The following is a 17,621-nucleotide window of genomic DNA, read 5'->3' on the forward strand; positions in this document are numbered from 1 at the left end:
TTTCTCTCATTGCATCCGCGCTTACTGCGCGGCGTTGACCATGTTGGTCAGCATCGGCTCGGCGACCTCGACACCCGAAGCCTTGCGGCGCTCGTCGATGATGAGCTCGTCGCGCGAGGTGGCGATGCGCCTTATTTGGCTCATCGTGCCGCCCGTGCCGGCCGGGATCAGGCGGCCGACGATGACGTTCTCCTTCAGACCCTGCAGCATGTCGGTCTTACCGGCGACCGCGGCTTCCGTCAGCACCCTGGTCGTCTCCTGGAAGGAGGCGGCCGAGATGAAGGACGGCGTCTGCAGCGAGGCCTTGGTGATGCCGAGCAGCACCGGCTGGCCTTCGGCCGGCTTCTTGCCGTCCTCGATCAGCCGCTCGTTGACCTCTTCCAGCTCGATCACGTCGACGTGGTCGCCCGGAATGTAGGTCGAGTCGCCCTGCGTGGTGATCTCGACCTTCTGCAGCATCTGGCGAACGATCACCTCGATGTGCTTGTCGTTGATCGACACGCCCTGCAGGCGGTAGACCTCCTGGATCTCGTTGACGAGGTAGGACGCAAGCGCCTCCACGCCCTTGATCGCCAGGATGTCGTGCGGCGCCGGGTTGCCGTCGAGGATGTAGTCGCCCTTCTCGATGACGTCGCCGTCCTGCAGATGGAACGGCTTGCCCTTCGGGATCAGGTACTCGACCGGCTCCAGCGTCGAGTCGTGCGGCTCGATGATGATGCGGCGCTTGTTCTTGTAGTCGCGGCCGAAGCGGACCGTGCCATCGATCTCGGCGATGATGGCGTGATCCTTCGGACGGCGAGCCTCGAACAGTTCGGCCACCCGCGGCAGACCGCCGGTGATGTCCTTGGTCTTGGCGCTTTCCATCGGGATACGCGCAAGCACGTCGCCCGGACGGACATGCGCGCCCGGCTCGACCGAGAGAATGGCCTCGACCGAGAGCAGGAAGCGTGCATCGCCGCCCTTCGACAGCTTGCCCACCTTGCCCTTGGCGTCCTGCACGACGATCGCCGGCTTCAGGTCGCTGCCGCGCGGCGTCGAACGCCAGTCGATGACCTCACGCTTGGTGATGCCGGTCGACTCGTCGGCCGTCTCCTGCACGGAGATGCCGTCGACCAGATCCTCGAACGCCACCTTGCCCTCGATTTCGGTGAGGATCGGGCGGGTGTAAGGATCCCACTCGGCGATACGCTGCCCGCGCTTCACCTTGTCGCCGTCATCCACGAAGATGCGCGAGCCGTAGGCGACGCGGTGCGTGGCGCGTTCCTTGCCGGCCTCGTCGAGGATCAGAACCGCCATGTTGCGGCCCATCACCATCTGCTGGCCTTCGGAGTTGCGCACCACGTTGCGGTTGCGGATCTCGACCTTGCCCTCATAGGAGGCTTCGAGGAACGAAGAATCCACCACCTGCGCGGTGCCGCCCATGTGGAAGGTGCGCATGGTGAGCTGGGTGCCCGGCTCGCCGATCGACTGCGCCGCGATGACGCCGACGGCCTCGCCCTGGTTGACGGGCGTGCCGCGGGCAAGATCGCGACCGTAGCAGACCGCGCAGACGCCGGTCCTGACCTCGCAGGTCAGCGCCGAGCGGATGCGGACCGACTGGACGCCGGCCTTCTCGATCTGCTCCACGTCACGCTCGTCCATCAGCTTGCCGGCCTTGACCAGGACTTCGCCGGAGACCGGGTGGTTGATGTCGTCGAGCGCCGTGCGGCCGAGCACGCGCTGACCGACCGAGGCGACGATCTGGCCGGCATCGACGATCGGCTGCATGGTGAGGCCCTTGTCGGTGCCGCAATCCAGCGAATTGACGATGCAGTCCTGCGCCACGTCGACCAGACGGCGGGTCAGGTACCCCGAGTTCGCCGTCTTCAAGGCGGTGTCGGCCAGACCCTTGCGGGCGCCGTGGGTCGAGTTGAAGTACTCGAGCACGGTGAGGCCTTCCTTGAAGTTCGAGATGATCGGCGTCTCGATGATCTCGCCCGAAGGCTTGGCCATCAGGCCGCGCATGCCGGCGAGCTGGCGCATCTGAGTGGGCGAACCGCGCGCACCCGAATGCGACATCATATAGATCGAGTTCATCGGCTTCTGACGGCCGTTTTCCTCGAACTCGACGGCCTTGATGCGGGCCATCATCTCGTCGGCGACTTTCTCCGAGCACTTGGCCCAGGCGTCGACCACCTTGTTGTACTTCTCGCCCTGCGTGATCAGGCCGTCATTGTACTGCTGCTCGTACTCCTTGGCCAAAGCCTCGGTATCGGAGACCAGCTTCAGCTTGGTGTCCGGAATCACCATGTCGTCCTTGCCGAACGAAATGCCGGCGCGGCAGGCATGCGCAAAGCCGAGAGCCATGATGCGGTCGCAGAAGATGACCGTCTCCTTCTGGCCGCAGTGGCGGTAGACGGTGTCGATCATCTTGGAGATGTTCTTCTTGGTCATCTCCTGGTTGGCGATGTCGTACGGCACGTTGACGTTCTTCGGCAGAAGCTCGCCGATGATCATGCGGCCGGGCGTGGTTTCATAGATCTTCGACACCGTCTTGCCTTCGGCATCGACGGTGCGGAAGCGGCCCTTGATCTTGGCGTGCAGGGTCACCGCCTTGGTCTCCAGCGCATGCTGGAGCTCGCCCATGTCGGCGAACACCATGCCTTCGCCCGGCTCGTTCTGGTTGACGATCGACAGATAGTAGAGACCGAGAACCATGTCCTGCGACGGCACGATGATCGGCGCACCGGAGGCCGGGTGCAGGATGTTGTTGGTCGACATCATCAGCACGCGCGCTTCGAGCTGCGCTTCCAGGGACAGCGGCACATGGACCGCCATCTGGTCGCCGTCGAAGTCGGCATTGAAGGCCGTGCAGACCAGCGGATGCAGCTGGATCGCCTTGCCTTCGATCAGGATCGGCTCGAACGCCTGGATGCCGAGGCGGTGCAGCGTCGGCGCGCGGTTCAAGAGCACCGGATGCTCGCGGATAACCTCGTCGAGGATATCCCAGACCTCTGGACGCTCCTTCTCGACCAGCTTCTTCGCCTGCTTGACGGTCGAGGAGAAACCCTTGGCGTCGAGGCGGGCGTAGATGAAAGGCTTGAACAGCTCCAGCGCCATCTTCTTCGGCAGGCCGCACTGATGCAGCTTGAGTTCCGGACCGGTCACGATGACCGAGCGGCCGGAATAGTCGACACGCTTGCCGAGCAGGTTCTGGCGGAACCGGCCCTGCTTGCCCTTGAGCATGTCGGACAGCGACTTCAGCGGACGCTTGTTGGCGCCGGTGATGACGCGGCCGCGGCGGCCGTTGTCGAACAGCGCGTCGACGGCCTCCTGCAGCATGCGCTTTTCATTGCGCACGATGATGCCGGGCGCGCGCAGCTCGATCAGCCGCTTCAAACGATTGTTGCGGTTGATGACGCGGCGATAGAGGTCGTTGAGGTCGGACGTGGCGAAGCGGCCGCCGTCCAGCGGGACCAGCGGGCGCAGGTCCGGCGGGATCACCGGAACGACCTTCATGATCATCCATTCCGGACGGTTGCCGGATTCCATGAAGTTCTCGACGACCTTGAGCCGCTTCAGCAGCTTCTTCTGCTTGAGCTCGGACGACGTCGAAGCCAGCTCCGAGCGCAGATCGCCGGCGATCTTCTCCAGATCCATGCCGGCCAACAGGTCATGGATGGCCTCGGCGCCGATCATGGCGGTGAAAGAGTCCTCGCCATACTCGTCGACGGCCAGCATGTACTCTTCCTCGCTGAGCAGCTGGTGCTCCTTCAGCGCGGTGAGGCCAGGCTCGGTGACGATGTAGTTCTCGAAGTAGAGGACGCGCTCGATATCCTTGAGCGTCATGTCGAGCAGCGTGCCGATGCGCGAGGGCAACGACTTCAGGAACCAGATATGGGCGACGGGGGCGGCGAGCTCGATATGGCCCATGCGCTCGCGGCGGACGCGCGACAGCGTGACTTCGACGCCGCACTTTTCGCAGATGACGCCCTTGTACTTCATGCGCTTGTACTTGCCGCACAGGCACTCGTAGTCCTTGATCGGACCAAAAATGCGCGCGCAGAACAGACCGTCACGCTCCGGCTTGAAGGTGCGGTAGTTGATGGTCTCCGGCTTTTTGATCTCACCGAACGACCAGGACAGAATCTTCTCAGGGCTGGCGAGCGAGATCCGGATGGAATCGAACACCTGCGCAGGCGCCTGGGGGTTGAAGAGATTCATGACCTCTTGGTTCATGCCGTTCTCCTTTTCGGGGTCCTCGAAAACCCCTTGCATCGAGCGCGGGCCGAGTGCCCGCAGACTGGCCGGCCTGACCGGCCGAGAATTTGTTGGGCGCGCCGCGTCGTTTCGCGGCGCGCCATTACCCTTATTCGGCCGCGCCGTTATTCGGCAGCATCGGGCAGCCGCACGGCAGCGTCTTCGAACTTGGTGTTCTCCAGTTCGACATTGAGGCCGAGGGAGCGCATCTCCTTGACGAGAACGTTGAAGCTCTCGGGAATGCCGGCTTCGAACGTATCGTCGCCGCGCACGATCGCCTCGTAGACCTTGGTGCGTCCGGCAACGTCATCCGACTTCACCGTCAGCATCTCCTGCAGCGTATAAGCGGCGCCGTAGGCTTCCAGCGCCCAGACCTCCATTTCGCCGAAGCGCTGGCCGCCGAACTGCGCCTTGCCGCCCAGCGGCTGCTGGGTGACGAGCGAGTACGGGCCGATCGAGCGCGCGTGGATCTTGTCGTCCACCAGGTGGTGAAGCTTGAGCATATAGATGTAGCCCATCGTCACCTTGCGATCGAACGGCTCGCCGGTGCGGCCGTCATAAAGCTGCGACTGACCGCTGGTGTGCAGGCCCGCCTGCTGCAGCATGGTGTTGATGTCGGCTTCGTGCGCGCCGTCGAACACCGGAGTCGCGATGGAGACGCCGCGGCGCATCTGCTCGCTCAGGCGAATGATGCTCTCGTCGTCATAGTCGCGGACCGGCTCGTTGCGGTCGTTGGAAGGCATGAAGCTTTCCAGCGTCTTGCGCAGCGGCTTGATGTCGCCGCCAGCCTTGTAGGCGTCGATCAGCTCGCCGATCTTCTTGCCCATGCCGGCGCAGGCCCAGCCCAGATGCGTTTCCAGGATCTGGCCGACATTCATGCGGCTTGGCACACCCAGCGGGTTGAGCACGATATCGGCATGCGTGCCGTCCTCGAGGAAAGGCATGTCCTCGACCGGAACGATGCGCGACACCACGCCCTTGTTGCCGTGACGGCCGGCCATCTTGTCGCCCGGCTGCATCTTGCGCTTCACCGCCACGAAGACCTTGACCATCTTCATGACGCCCGGAGGCATCTCGTCGCCGCGCTGCACCTTCTCGACCTTGTCCATGAAGCGCTGCTCGAGCGCCTTCTTGGAGTCGTCGTACTGGCCGCGCAGGGCTTCCAGCTCGCTCTGGAGCTTTTCGTTCTCCACGGCGAACTGCCACCACTGCGAGCGCGGATACTCGTCGAGCGTGTCCTTCGACAGCTTCGAGCCCTTCTTGAAGCCCTTCGGCCCGGCAATCGCTTCCTTGCCGACCAGCATGTCCGACAGGCGCGAATAGACGTTGCGGTCGAGGATCGCCTGCTCGTCGTCGCGGTCCTTGGCCAGACGCTCGATCTCCTCGCGCTCGATCGCCATGGCGCGCTCGTCCTTCTCCACGCCGTGGCGGTTGAAGACGCGCACTTCGACGACCGTGCCGAAGGTGCCCGGAGGCATGCGCATGGAGGTGTCGCGAACGTCCGAGGCCTTTTCGCCGAAGATGGCGCGCAGGAGCTTCTCTTCCGGCGTCATCGGGCTTTCGCCCTTCGGCGTGATCTTGCCGACCAGGATGTCACCCGGCTGCACTTCCGCGCCGATATAGACGATGCCGGCTTCGTCGAGGTTCTTCAGCGCTTCCTCCGAGACGTTCGGAATGTCGCGCGTAATCTCCTCCGGTCCGAGCTTGGTGTCGCGGGCCATGACCTCGAACTCCTCAATGTGGATCGAGGTGAAGACGTCGTCGGCCACGATGCGCTCGGAGAGCAGGATCGAGTCCTCGTAGTTGTAGCCGTTCCACGGCATGAACGCGACCAGCACGTTGCGGCCGAGCGCCAGATCGCCGAGCTCGGTCGAAGGACCGTCGGCAATGATGTCGCCCTTGTTCACCCGGTCGCCGACACGCACCAGCGGACGCTGGTTGATGCAGGTGTTCTGGTTCGAACGCTGGAACTTCATCAGCCGGTAGATGTCGACGCCGGACTTGCCCGGGTCGAGATCTTCGGTGGCGCGGATAACGATACGGGTGGCGTCCACCTGGTCGACCACGCCGCCGCGGCGGGCACCGATGGCGGCGCCTGAGTCACGGGCCACGACCGGCTCCATGCCGGTGCCGACGAACGGCGCCTCGGCACGCACCAGCGGCACGGCCTGACGCTGCATGTTCGAGCCCATCAGCGCGCGGTTGGCGTCGTCGTTCTCGAGGAACGGGATGAGGGCCGCCGCCACCGACACCATCTGCTTCGGCGACACGTCCATCAGGTCGACGTTCTCGCGCGGCGCCATCATCACCTCGCCAGCGTTGCGGCAGATGACGAACTCGTCGACAAAGCTGCCGTTCTTATCGAGCTCGGCGTTGGCCTGCGCGACGTGGTGCTTGGCCTCCTCCATCGCCGACAGATAGACGACTTCATTGGTCAGCTTGCCGTTGACGATCTTGCGGTACGGGCTCTCGATAAAGCCGTACTTGTTGACGCGCGCGAAGGTGGCGAGCGAGTTGATCAGACCGATATTCGGGCCTTCCGGCGTCTCGATCGGGCAGATGCGGCCGTAATGCGTCGGATGCACGTCGCGCACCTCGAAGCCGGCGCGCTCGCGGGTCAGACCGCCCGGTCCAAGCGCCGACAGGCGACGCTTATGGGTGATCTCCGACAGCGGGTTGGTCTGGTCCATGAACTGCGACAGCTGCGAGGAGCCGAAGAACTCGCGCACGGCGGCGGCCGCCGGCTTGGCGTTGATCAGGTCCTGCGGCATGACCGTGTCGATCTCGATCGAGGACATACGCTCCTTGATCGCGCGCTCCATGCGCAGCAGGCCGACGCGGTACTGGTTCTCCATCAGCTCGCCGACCGAGCGGACGCGGCGGTTGCCGAGATTGTCGATGTCGTCGATCTCGCCCTTGCCGTCGCGCAGCTCGACCAGCGTCTTGACCACGGCCAGGATGTCTTCCTTGCGCAGCACGCGCACGGTGTCCTCGGCCTTGAGCTCGAGGCGCATGTTCATCTTGACGCGGCCGACAGCCGACAGGTCATAGCGCTCGCTGTCGAAGAACAGCGAGTTGAACATGGCTTCGGCGGTCTCGAGCGTCGGCGGCTCGCCCGGACGCATGACGCGGTAGATGTCGAACAGCGCGTCCTGGCGGCTCTCGTTCTTGTCGACGGCGAGCGTGTTGCGGATGTAGGCGCCGACATTGACGTGGTCGATGTCGAGGATCTGGATCTCGTCCTCGCCGGTGCCGAGCAGCACCTTCAGCGTCTTCTCGTCGATCTCGTCGCCGGCCTCGAGGAAGATCTCGCCGGTGGCGTAGTTGACGATGTCCTCGGCCAGGTAGTTGCCGAGCAGGTCCTCGTCGGTCGCCTTGATCGCCTTGAGACCCTTTTCGCCGAGCTGGCGGGCCTGGCGGGCGGTGATCTTCTTGCCGGCCTCGACGACGATCTCGCCCGTGTCGGCGTCGACCAGGTCGCCGACAGCCTTGAGGCCGCGGAAACGCTCGACGTTGAACGGGATGCGCCAGTGGTCGCCGGCGCGCTTGTAGGTGATCTTGTTGTAGAAGGTCGACAGGATCTCTTCGCCGTCCATGCCGAGCGCCATCAGCAGCGACGTCACCGGGATCTTGCGGCGGCGGTCGATGCGGGCGTGGACGACGTCCTTGGAGTCGAACTCGATGTCGAGCCACGAGCCGCGATAAGGGATGACGCGCGCGGCAAACAGAAGCTTGCCCGAGGAGTGCGACTTGCCCTTGTCGTGGTCGAAGAAGACGCCCGGCGAACGGTGCATCTGCGAGACGATGACGCGCTCGGTGCCGTTGACGATGAAGGTGCCGTTCGACGTCATGAGCGGCATATCGCCCATATAGACGTCCTGCTCCTTGATATCCTTGATCGACTTCGCGCCGGTATCCTCGTCGATATCGAACACGATGAGGCGCAGCGTCACCTTCAGCGGCGCAGCATAGGTCAGGTCGCGCTGACGGCATTCGTCGACGTCGAATTTCGGTCCTTCGAACTCATACTTCACGAATTCCAGCATCGAGGAGCCGGAAAAATCGGAGATCGGGAAGACCGACTTGAAAACAGCCTGCAGCCCCTCGTCCGGACGCCCGCCCTTGGGCTCGTCCACCATCAGGAACTGGTCATAGGATGCCTTCTGAACCTCGATCAGGTTCGGCATCTCCGCAACTTCCGGGATCTTCCCGAAGAACTTGCGTACGCGTCTGCGGCCATTGAAAGTCTGGGTCTGGGCCATCGTCGCTCCTTAGCTCAAAACTCGGGGCGAACCTCGCCGCGGTTCGCCTTGCACCAACGGGCCGCTCGCCGGCCGCCCCTGTCTGTTTTCCGGCCGCCGTTCCAATTGCTTGGCGGCTGCCGGTAAAAACGGGAGAAAACCCGTTTCCTGAAGGCCGCTTCCGGCCCTCAGGAAAGAGGTTTTCAAACGTCTCGCGCAACGAAGCCTCCCTTTCATCAAGGGAGGGGGCGGCCGGCGCGAGGCCGTCCGCCCTCAACCATAAGGCTTACTTCAGCTCGACCTTGGCGCCAGCTGCTTCCAGCTGAGCCTTGAACTTGTCGGCATCGGCCTTGGAAACGCCTTCCTTGACCGGCTTCGGAGCGGCCTCGACCAGGTCCTTGGCTTCCTTGAGGCCAAGGCCGGTGATGGCGCGGACTTCCTTAATGACGTTGATCTTCTGGGCGCCGGCGTCGGCGAGAACGACGTCGAATTCCGTCTTCTCTTCAGCCGGAGCAGCAGCAGCGGCAGCGCCACCGCCAGCAGCGGCAACCGCCACCGGAGCAGCAGCCGAAACGCCCCACTTCTCTTCCAGGAGCTTCGACAGCTCGGCCGCCTCGAGGACGGTCAGCTTCGAAAGGTCGTCTACGATCTTCGCGAGATCAGCCATTTTGATATTCCTTTGGTTGGTTCGAACGTGTGTTGTTGACAGCGAGGAACGGCCTCATGCCGCCTCGTCCTTCCGGGCGTAAGCGCCGATGACGCGCGCGACCGAAGCCGCGGGCGCATTGACGATCTGGGCGATCCGGGTAGCCGGCGTGGCGATCATGCCAACCAGCTTGGCGCGCAGCTCGTCGAGCGACGGCATCGTGGCGAGCGCCTTGACACCATCGGCGTTGAGCGAGGTCGAGCCCATCGCGCCGCCGAGAATGATCAGCTTGTCATTCCCCTTGGCGAAATCGGACGTGACCTTCGGCGCCGCAACCGGATCCTCCGAATAAGCGACCAGCGTCTGTCCCTTGAACAGATCGACGATCGATGCGGAGTCCGTGCCCTGAAGAGCGATCTTGGCGAGACGGTTCTTCGCGACTTTGACGGTGCCGCCGGCGGCGCGCATCTTCGACCGGAGGTCGTTCATTTGCGCCACGGTGATACCGGCGTAGTGGGCCACGACGACTGAACCCGCGCTCGAGAACGCTTCGTTCAGGCCCGTGACGAGTTCGCGCTTTTCCGCTCTGTCCACTGCCTATCTCCAGTTGACCCCTGCCTCATTCTCGAGGTCAGAAGTCGGGTTGCCTTTTGCCGGCCGGGCCATCCTAATCGTGGATCTCCCGAACGGCGCTCGAGGATCCTGCCCCCTTTTCGCCCACCGACGGCAAGCCGGCGATGTGCTGACAAAAGGCAAACACGGTTCGAACCTTTCATTGGAGCTTGTCGCTCCTTTGTCGGGTCTTCACCCGTCTCATGCAGGCCCAAGTGAATTAAGGCTTTTGGGCCGCCTGCAATCTCGGACAGGATATCCGGAAACCTTTCGGCTTCCGGGGTACCGGGCCGCCGACGGATCGGCGGTCCGGAATTCTTCTTTGTTGGAGCATGATCTTTTCCGAAATCCACTTTTCGGGATCATGCTCTAGCGACCGGCCTGAAGCCGGCCAGACGACGCTTACGACGCGGCGAGCGTCGCGATGTCGAGCTTGAGGCCGGGACCCATCGTCGAGGTGACCGACACCTTCTTGACGTAGTTGCCCTTGGCGCCGGCGGGCTTGGCCTTGTTCACCGCATCGGCGAAGGCCCGCACATTCTCTTCCAGCGCCTTGACGTCGAACGAGACCTTGCCGACGCCGGCCTGGACGATGCCGGCCTTCTCGACGCGGAACTCGACGGCGCCGCCCTTCGAGGCCTTGACGGCGGCCGCGACATCGGGGGTCACGGTGCCGACCTTCGGGTTCGGCATCATGCCGCGCGGGCCGAGCACCTTACCCAGACGGCCGACCAGCGGCATCATGTCCGGAGTAGCGATGCAGCGATCGAAATCGATCGTGCCCTTCTGGACGATGTCGACGAGGTCCTCGGCACCAACGATATCGGCGCCGGCGGCCTTGGCTTCTTCGGCCTTGTCGCCGCGCGCGAACACGGCGACGCGCACCGACCGGCCAGTGCCGTTCGGCAGGTTGACAACGCCGCGGACCATCTGGTCGGCATGGCGCGGATCGACGCCGAGATTCATCGCGACCTCGACCGTCTCGTCGAACTTCACCGTAGACCGGTCCTTCAGCAGCTGCAGCGCCTCAGAGAGCGCATAGGCCTTGTTCGGGTCGATGCCTTCACGGCTCTTGGCAACACGCTTTGCAATCTTTGCCATGATCTTAGCCCACCACTTCCAGGCCCATCGAGCGGGCGGAGCCCTCGACCATGCGCATGGCCGCTTCGACGTCGTTTGCGTTGAGGTCCTTCATCTTCTGCTCGGCGATCTGGCGCACCTTGTCGCGCGAGATCGTGCCGGCCTTGACCTTGCCCGGCTCTTTCGAACCAGACTTCAGGTTGGCGGCCTTCTTCAGGAAGTAGCTCACCGGCGGCGTCTTCATGACGAAGGTGAACGACTTGTCCTGGTAGTAGGTGATGACGACCGGGATGGGCGAGCCCTTTTCCAGTTCCTGGGTCTGCGCGTTGAACGCCTTGCAGAACTCCATGATGTTGATGCCGCGCTGACCAAGCGCCGGGCCGATCGGGGGCGACGGCGTGGCCGAGCCCGCGGCAACCTGGAGCTTGAGCTGGCCTGCAACTTTCTTAGCCATCTCTATTCCTGCCTTTTCTCATGCCGGGAAAAACCGGCGGTTGCAGTCTGGTGGTGCGGTTCCAGCGGCCGGCTAAGCCGCATTCGCCTCCCACCCGCTCATGGCAGCGCCATTCCTTCGCGCCGCCGATCCCTTCGCCTGTCGGACGGGGACCTTCGGATCAGCCCTTTTCGACCTGTCCGAATTCGAGATCGACGGGCACCGCGCGCCCGAAGATCGAAACTTCCACCTTGAGGCGCGCCCGCTCCTCGTCCACTTCCTGGACGAAGCCGTTGAACGACGCGAACGGACCGTCCGAGACGCGGATCGCCTCGCCGATCTCGAAGGTGACCGACGGCTTCGGACGCTCGACGCCTTCCTGAACCTGGTTCAGGATGCGCTGCGCCTCGGCTTCAGTGATCGGCACGGGCTTGGAGTCACCGAGGAAGCCGGTGACCTTCGGCGTGTTCTTGACCAGCGAGAATACGGCGTCCGTCAGGTTGGCCTTCAAGAGCACATAACCGGGGAAGAACTTGCGTTCCGCATCGACCTTGCGGCCGCGGCGTATCTCGACGACCTTCTCCGTCGGCACCACGATCTGCTCGATCTCGCCCGACAGGCCCTTCTGCTTGGCCTTGTTCTCGATGTCCTCGGCGACCTTCTTCTCGAAGTTCGAATAAGCGTGGACGATGTACCACCGCGTCATTTCACGACCTCTCCGTAATCGCCGAACTTAATGTCCGAGGCCCAGAATCCACTCGATCGCATAGCCCATGGCTATGTCGGCGGTGAAGAAGAAGATCATGGCGATGAGCGCAAAAACCAGGACCATTACCGTCGAGATCATAGTCTCGCGGCGCGAGGGCCATGTCACCTTGGCCGTCTCCGCGCGAACCTGCTGGAGAAAGGTGAAAGGGTTTGTGGTTTTCGAAGCCATCTGCCGCCTGTCTTCAAGACCCGTTGGCCGGGTCTCCTGGATGATCCCGCTGGCCGGGACGTGCCGCCTGGACTTCGTGCCGGCGCCGAATCAGCACCACCATTTCGCCCACGCAAATCAGACGCGTAAAGCCGGCTTCCCAGCTCCACGCGTCGCGTGTCTGTTCAGTCTACATAAAACCGATTCTTGGTCCACGCAAGTGGCAAGTGTTCCGCTTTATGTTTTAGCGCCGCCTCGGAACCATCCAGTCGTCCCGTCCCGGCTATGCGGGGCCTTATGCCCCAGTTTTCGCTAGATGGCAAGCCGCCCCCGGTTTTCAACGGCGGAGCGCACCCACCTTCAGTCTGCCATGGGAGGTGGCACGGGCAGCAGGGCTCGAACCTACGACCTGCGGTTTTGGAGACCGCCGCTCTACCAACTGAGCTATGCCCGTATACGGGCGCTGCTATTTCACAAAGCCGATGAGAACTCAAGAGCCCTTTTGAGACGCGTCGGCCGGAAGCGCCGATCGCAGCCATCCAAGCCCCAGGCCCCATGCGCAGATCACGAGTTCAAGCGCGAAAGTCCAATGCAGAACGAAGTTCAGGACCCAGTTCCCATGGCTGGCCGGAACCGCCACGAGCTCAAACGGGCGATGACTGAACGGCGCCAACCACATGATCGGCGATGCCACCGTGTCGAGCGCCATATGCACCATGGCTCCGGCTAAGAAGATGGCGATCGACGGCAGACGCCGCGACCCCAACAACCGACCGACCGACACGCCTACCGTCCCGATCGTGGCCCAGAACAACGGCCAATGCGTGATGTAGGCATGATGGTGCGTGCGACCGCCATCGATCAGGTAAAAATAGAGCATGTCGATGTCCGGGATGACGCTGCCGAGCATTGCGGCAGCCACCACATCGGATGCCTCCCGTCGCCGTCTTCGCGCGAGCCTTCCCAGAATATAGCCCGATGGGAGATGGGCAATCAGCATGCAAGGTCGTCTCACATTGATGCAACGACCCTGCGGTGTCTTTGCGGCGTCATCTTTTCGGAATTTTGCAGAAACCCAGCATCTTCGGCTACGATTTCCCGGCCGGCGGCTTGTAAGGCCCGCCCGGCACGCCCCAGCCCCAGCTTGGCATTGGCTCGGTCTCAGGGTCGCAAGTCTCGCCGAGATTGGAATTAATCTTGGCCAGCCGCGATCCCCACTCGACATAGCCCATCAAGGCGGAACGGAACTCGGGATCGTCCGGCAGGCCGGCTTCGTCCGCCGCGTCCGCCAGAAGGTTGATCCAGCGCCGGCGCTGCTCCTCGGTCAGATGCTTGCCGAGATGATGCCTGACCATCTCGCGGTGGCCACCATGCCGTCCGCTGTAGGTCTTCGGCCCGCCGAAAACCTCGCCGATGAAGGCGGCGACATGCGCCGGATGGTCCGGCGACATGTGCCTGAACACCGGACCGACGATCGGGTCCAAGGTCACTCTGTTGTAAAAGATCTGCGTCAGCCGGTTGAGCGCCTCGCTGCCGCCGGCCCATTCGAACAAAGTCGGGACGCCCTCGCTCATCTCCGGTCCTCCTACGTTTGAGCCTAGAAGGATAGCGGGAAGCTCGGAGCCGGCTCAACCTGCCTCCATGGCCAGTGCTGGCATGGCGCCGAATGCTGCTAAAGCTTGGCCGGCGATTCCGCTTCGGCGTTGGCGGACGGCAGAACCCGGCAGTTATCGGGTTTTGGCGAAGATTTGCAGATAGTGGCGCCCGTCAGAGCGTCTACCGACTGGCGGCTGGTGGTGAGCCCGAACCCCGCCAATTCGTCCTGGCTGAGCTCCCTGTGCTTGGCGGATTGGGCCGACTGCATCGCGACGAACAAGCCCGAGCCGATCGCCATCTCCTCGAGATACGACCGGACCTTATCTTCCATGCCCATGGAATGCACCAGGAAACGCGTATCGGCGCCTACCAAGCGCCTGGTGCCGCCGGCGAGCATCAGCACGCAGGCTGTATCGCATTCGGCGCCGGCTTCAACGGTGAGACCATTATGAAGGTTGTCCTTGGAGACGCACCCTGCCGTGCCGGGATCGCAATCGAGAAAATCCGTCCGGGCGACCGCAACATCCAATCTGCGCTCGCGGATCAGCCGGCCGGCGGCGAGCGCGCCCTGGACATCGCCGCCCTGTGAGTTGAGGACGATGGGCAGCCTGCGCCCGCCGACCTTGTCCAGCAGCTCGCGCAGCCTGTCGGGCGTGCCGGCAACGATCGTTCCCTCCGCCGAAATCCATTCCGGACAATCGGGGTTGCAGAGCGGATTGCTGCCGCGAACGAGGATGAAACGCATTTCCTGCTGCGGCTTTGGCGGTGATGCTGCCTCCGCCGGCTGGCTGTAGGCCGGTTTGGCCGCGACCGCCGCCACCTCGGCCGGCTTGGCCTTGCCATTGGCCGGTATCTCGCGGCAGCTCGTTGGCACCGGATCGCGCCGGCATATGGCTGCTTCGGTCATCAGGTCGAGAGAATCGAGGCTGGTGACGAGCTTCATCTCCAGCATATCGTCGGGCTCGATCTGCCTTATGTCGCTTGCCGGCGTCGCCTTCATCACGTCCAGCACGCCCTGCCCAATACCCATTTCTTTCAGATAACCGGACAGCCGTTTCTCGACCGCCTTGCTCATCTCGTAGGTCTTGTAGCTGCCGGCATTCTTGCGGCTGACGACCTTGGTGCTGAGGACCTTCTTCTTGCCGTTCACAATTCTGTAGGTGGTGCGGTAGAGCAGCTTTTCCCTGTGATATGTCGTGGTGATCTGATGAACCCCGAGAAAAGCCCACTCGCCGACCACACGGCGGACGCCGCCGGCAAACATCAGGGGACATGCGGAATTGCACATGGCGCCGCTGTCGTAGGCGATGCCGGAATACGGCGTGTTCTTACTGTCATTGTCCCGGCAGTTCTTCATTTCGGGCGAGCAGCCGGAAAACCCCGTAGTGCCCACGGCGATGTCGAGCTTGTTCTTACGGATCGTACGGCCGAGTTGGAGCGCGGCGTCGACATTGCCTCCAGGAGAATTGACGACGATCGGCAGTTGCCGGCCGCCGAGCGTCTTCAAGAGGCGCTTGAACCGCGCCGGCGTGCCGGCCTCGATGCTGCCTTCGGCAGAAATCCATTCCGGGCAGTTCGGCTCGCAGCCTGGCGCGCTGCTGCGCACCACGACGAAGCGCATGGCAGGGCCGTAATCCGGCGGCGTTTCCTTCGCTGCGGCGGCAAACGCGGTAAGCCCAATAGCGAAGGCCAGCCCGAGCCGAACCAGCCCTAGCGGCCACGAAATACGCTTTGAAAGGAACGCGGAAATCACGCCTGCCAAGCCCTCGGTCCAACCCATACTAGTTACGGCGACGATGCTTGCAATAGAATTGAAGAGGGTGCGAGCAATGCCAGCCTGACGGCTGCTGCCTCGACCTTCGTCGCGACTACGCTAAAGTTCTGGCGGCGTCTTTGCCTGGGCGTTGGCAGAGGGCGGGAGCCGGCAATTGTCCGGCTTTGGCGAGGACCTGCAAATGGCGGGGCCAGTCAGCGTGTCCGATGTGTCCGGCCCGGTCACCAGCCCGACCTTGAGCATTATATCGGGTTCAAGCTGACGCTCGACTGAACTCTGATCTATCGCTGCGAACAGGCCTGGGCTGATCGCCATCTCGTCCAAATAGGCTTCGACAATCCGCTTCTGTCCCATCGAGGACACGCTGAGCCGCGCCTTGGGGTCGACCAGCCGCCTAGCGCCGCCGGCGAGCATGAGTGCGCAGGCTGAATCGCACTCCACTCCGAATTGGCTGATCAGCCCGACATAGGCGCCATTGTCGTCCAGACAGCCTGCCCCGGGCGGGTTGCAACCCAGGATATTGGTGCGGGCGACGACGACGTCTAGCTTGCGTTCGTGGATAAGCCGCCCTGCGGCCAAGGCGCCGAACAAGTCGCCGCCTCGTGAGCTGATCACAACGGGGAGCCGCGGGTTGTCGAGCGCGGCGAGCAACTGGCGAAGTTTTTGCGGGGTTCGAGGGGTGATCGCGCCTTCCGCCGAAATCCATTCCGGGCAGTCGGGATCGCAGAGCGGATCGCTGCCGCGAACGACCACGAAGCGCATCTCCGGCGCCGCATTTCCTGCCGCTCCTCGAAACGGCACGGCAGTCGGGGCTTTGGCTGGCTTGGAAGATGGAGCTTCCGCCTGTCGAGAAGGTGCCGGCTTTGCCGTCGTTACAGCGGCCGGCCGGGCATCCTCCGCTATTTCCCGGCAATTCGGAGCCGGTTTGTCACCCATGCACAGGATCACTCCGGTGAACAGCTCCACGGTGTCTGTGCTGGTGGCCAGTTTCATCGTTAGCATGTCGTGGAGGGTGATCCGCTGAATGTCGCTCGCCGGCGTGGCTTTCATTTTGTCGAGGACACCCTGCCCCACGCCCATCTCTGCCAAATAGGCCGAGATTTTCCGCGCGAACCCCTTGCTCATCTTATAGGTCTTGTAGCTTCGGCCTTCGGTGACGGTCTCCGTTGTGACCTGATATCTTTTGCCCCGAATGGTTTTATAGGTGGTTCGAAAATGCCTTGTGGAGGGGAACCAAGTGGTGGTGATCTGATGAACACCCAGATAGGCCCAGCCACCGGCTACGCGGCGAACGCCACCTGCGAACATCAGGGGACATGCAGAGTTGCACATGGCGCCGCCATCAGACGCCACGCCGAAATAGGCAACGCCCTTGCCGAAGCTGGCCCCGCAGCCCTCCGTTCCCGGCCAACAATCGGAAAACTCGGTCTTGCCGATCGCGATGTCGAGCCCGTTCTTCCGTATGATGCGACCAAGTTGAAGTGCGGCGTCGACATCGCCGCCAGGGGAATTGACAATGATCGGCAGTTTGCGGGTGCCGAGCTTTTTCAGCACTCGCTTGAGCAGAGCCGGCGTGTCGGCAGTGATGGCGCCTTCCGCTGAAATCCATTCCGGACAATTGGTCTTACAGCCGACTGCACTGCTACGCGCAAAGATGAACCGCATGTCCGAAAAGCCGTCGGAAGACGGGCCGTTCAAAATGAACGTATCGGGCCATGCCCGTATGAGGACGTCATCGGCCTTTGCTGCAAAGGCCACCACCACAATAGCAAGCACCGGTGCCCGGCGAACCAGTATGCGAAACCATCTTGATGTGCAGTTTAAATGATGCCCCGAAATCATGATTGGCGACGCCCCCTGCCGCAATCGATAATAATTGCGGCAGTGGTGCATGCAATAGCTTCGAAGCAACCGTGCTGCATTTATGCTGCACTGTGCAAGTAAACGAAAAAGGGCGGCCCGAAGACCGCCCTTTCCTTGGTCGAGCCGGCAAGTGCCGGATCGATCATTCTTTGATGGTGACGACGATGCCGGCACCGACGGTGCGGCCGCCTTCACGGATGGCGAAGCGCAGCTTCTCTTCC

12 protein-coding genes, 1 tRNA gene and 1 pseudogene are annotated in these 17,621 nt (G+C 62.8%); all 14 read right to left on the reverse strand.

Translation table 11 applies throughout. From position 1 onward, the window contains the following. Positions 1–21: 21 nt before the first annotated feature. A complete protein-coding gene (gene rpoC, locus P9217_RS23290; protein ID WP_066989905.1) occupies positions 22–4,218 on the reverse strand; it encodes a DNA-directed RNA polymerase subunit beta' in 4,197 nt (1,398 codons plus the stop codon). Between the two features lie 146 nt (positions 4,219–4,364). After that, positions 4,365–8,501 (reverse strand): DNA-directed RNA polymerase subunit beta, encoded by a 4,137-nt coding sequence (gene rpoB / locus P9217_RS23295; protein ID WP_278088231.1) that lies wholly within the window; start codon positions 8,499–8,501, stop codon positions 4,365–4,367. A 265-nt stretch (positions 8,502–8,766) separates the two neighbouring features. After that, positions 8,767–9,147 carry a 50S ribosomal protein L7/L12 gene (gene rplL, locus P9217_RS23300; RefSeq protein ID WP_066989581.1) on the reverse strand — a complete coding sequence of 127 codons (381 nt, stop codon included), beginning with the start codon at positions 9,145–9,147 and terminating at the stop codon, positions 8,767–8,769. A 54-nt stretch (positions 9,148–9,201) separates the two neighbouring features. Further along, positions 9,202–9,720 (reverse strand): 50S ribosomal protein L10, encoded by a 519-nt coding sequence (rplJ, locus tag P9217_RS23305; RefSeq protein WP_041003118.1) that lies wholly within the window; start codon positions 9,718–9,720, stop codon positions 9,202–9,204. Positions 9,721–10,140: 420 nt separating this feature from the next. Continuing rightward, positions 10,141–10,839: a 50S ribosomal protein L1 gene (gene rplA / locus P9217_RS23310; RefSeq protein ID WP_066989577.1), complete on the reverse strand. Its 699-nt coding sequence runs from the start codon at positions 10,837–10,839 to the stop codon at positions 10,141–10,143. Positions 10,840–10,843: 4 nt separating this feature from the next. Continuing rightward, positions 10,844–11,272, reverse strand: a complete 429-nt coding sequence (gene rplK, locus P9217_RS23315) for a 50S ribosomal protein L11 (protein WP_059189557.1) — start codon at positions 11,270–11,272, stop codon at positions 10,844–10,846. A gap of 160 nt (positions 11,273–11,432) precedes the next feature. Beyond that, positions 11,433–11,957 carry a transcription termination/antitermination protein NusG gene (nusG, locus tag P9217_RS23320; RefSeq protein WP_066989575.1) on the reverse strand — a complete coding sequence of 175 codons (525 nt, stop codon included), beginning with the start codon at positions 11,955–11,957 and terminating at the stop codon, positions 11,433–11,435. A 27-nt stretch (positions 11,958–11,984) separates the two neighbouring features. Continuing rightward, entirely contained in the window at positions 11,985–12,188 is a 204-nt protein-coding gene (gene secE / locus P9217_RS23325) for a preprotein translocase subunit SecE (RefSeq protein WP_066989573.1), read from the reverse strand. Positions 12,189–12,545: 357 nt separating this feature from the next. Beyond that, positions 12,546–12,621 (reverse strand) — tRNA-Trp (locus P9217_RS23330). Between the two features lie 36 nt (positions 12,622–12,657). Then, positions 12,658–13,167, reverse strand: a complete 510-nt coding sequence (locus tag P9217_RS23335) for a metal-dependent hydrolase (protein WP_127216766.1) — start codon at positions 13,165–13,167, stop codon at positions 12,658–12,660. An 88-nt stretch (positions 13,168–13,255) separates the two neighbouring features. After that, the gene (locus P9217_RS23340) at positions 13,256–13,741 is read right to left on the reverse strand and encodes a group II truncated hemoglobin (protein WP_127404133.1); all 486 of its coding nucleotides are present in this window, start codon (positions 13,739–13,741) and stop codon (positions 13,256–13,258) included. Between the two features lie 98 nt (positions 13,742–13,839). Then, the gene (locus tag P9217_RS23345; protein ID WP_278088233.1) at positions 13,840–15,384 is read right to left on the reverse strand and encodes a hypothetical protein; all 1,545 of its coding nucleotides are present in this window, start codon (positions 15,382–15,384) and stop codon (positions 13,840–13,842) included. 252 nt (positions 15,385–15,636) lie between these two features. Then, positions 15,637–17,430 (reverse strand): hypothetical protein, encoded by a 1,794-nt coding sequence (locus P9217_RS23350; protein ID WP_278088232.1) that lies wholly within the window; start codon positions 17,428–17,430, stop codon positions 15,637–15,639. A 112-nt stretch (positions 17,431–17,542) separates the two neighbouring features. Continuing rightward, positions 17,543–17,621: pseudogene (locus P9217_RS23355) on the reverse strand (elongation factor Tu); the annotation flags it as partial.

The sequence above is a fragment of the Mesorhizobium sp. WSM4989 genome (assembly GCF_029625795.1).
GTDB lineage: Bacteria > Pseudomonadota > Alphaproteobacteria > Rhizobiales > Rhizobiaceae > Mesorhizobium.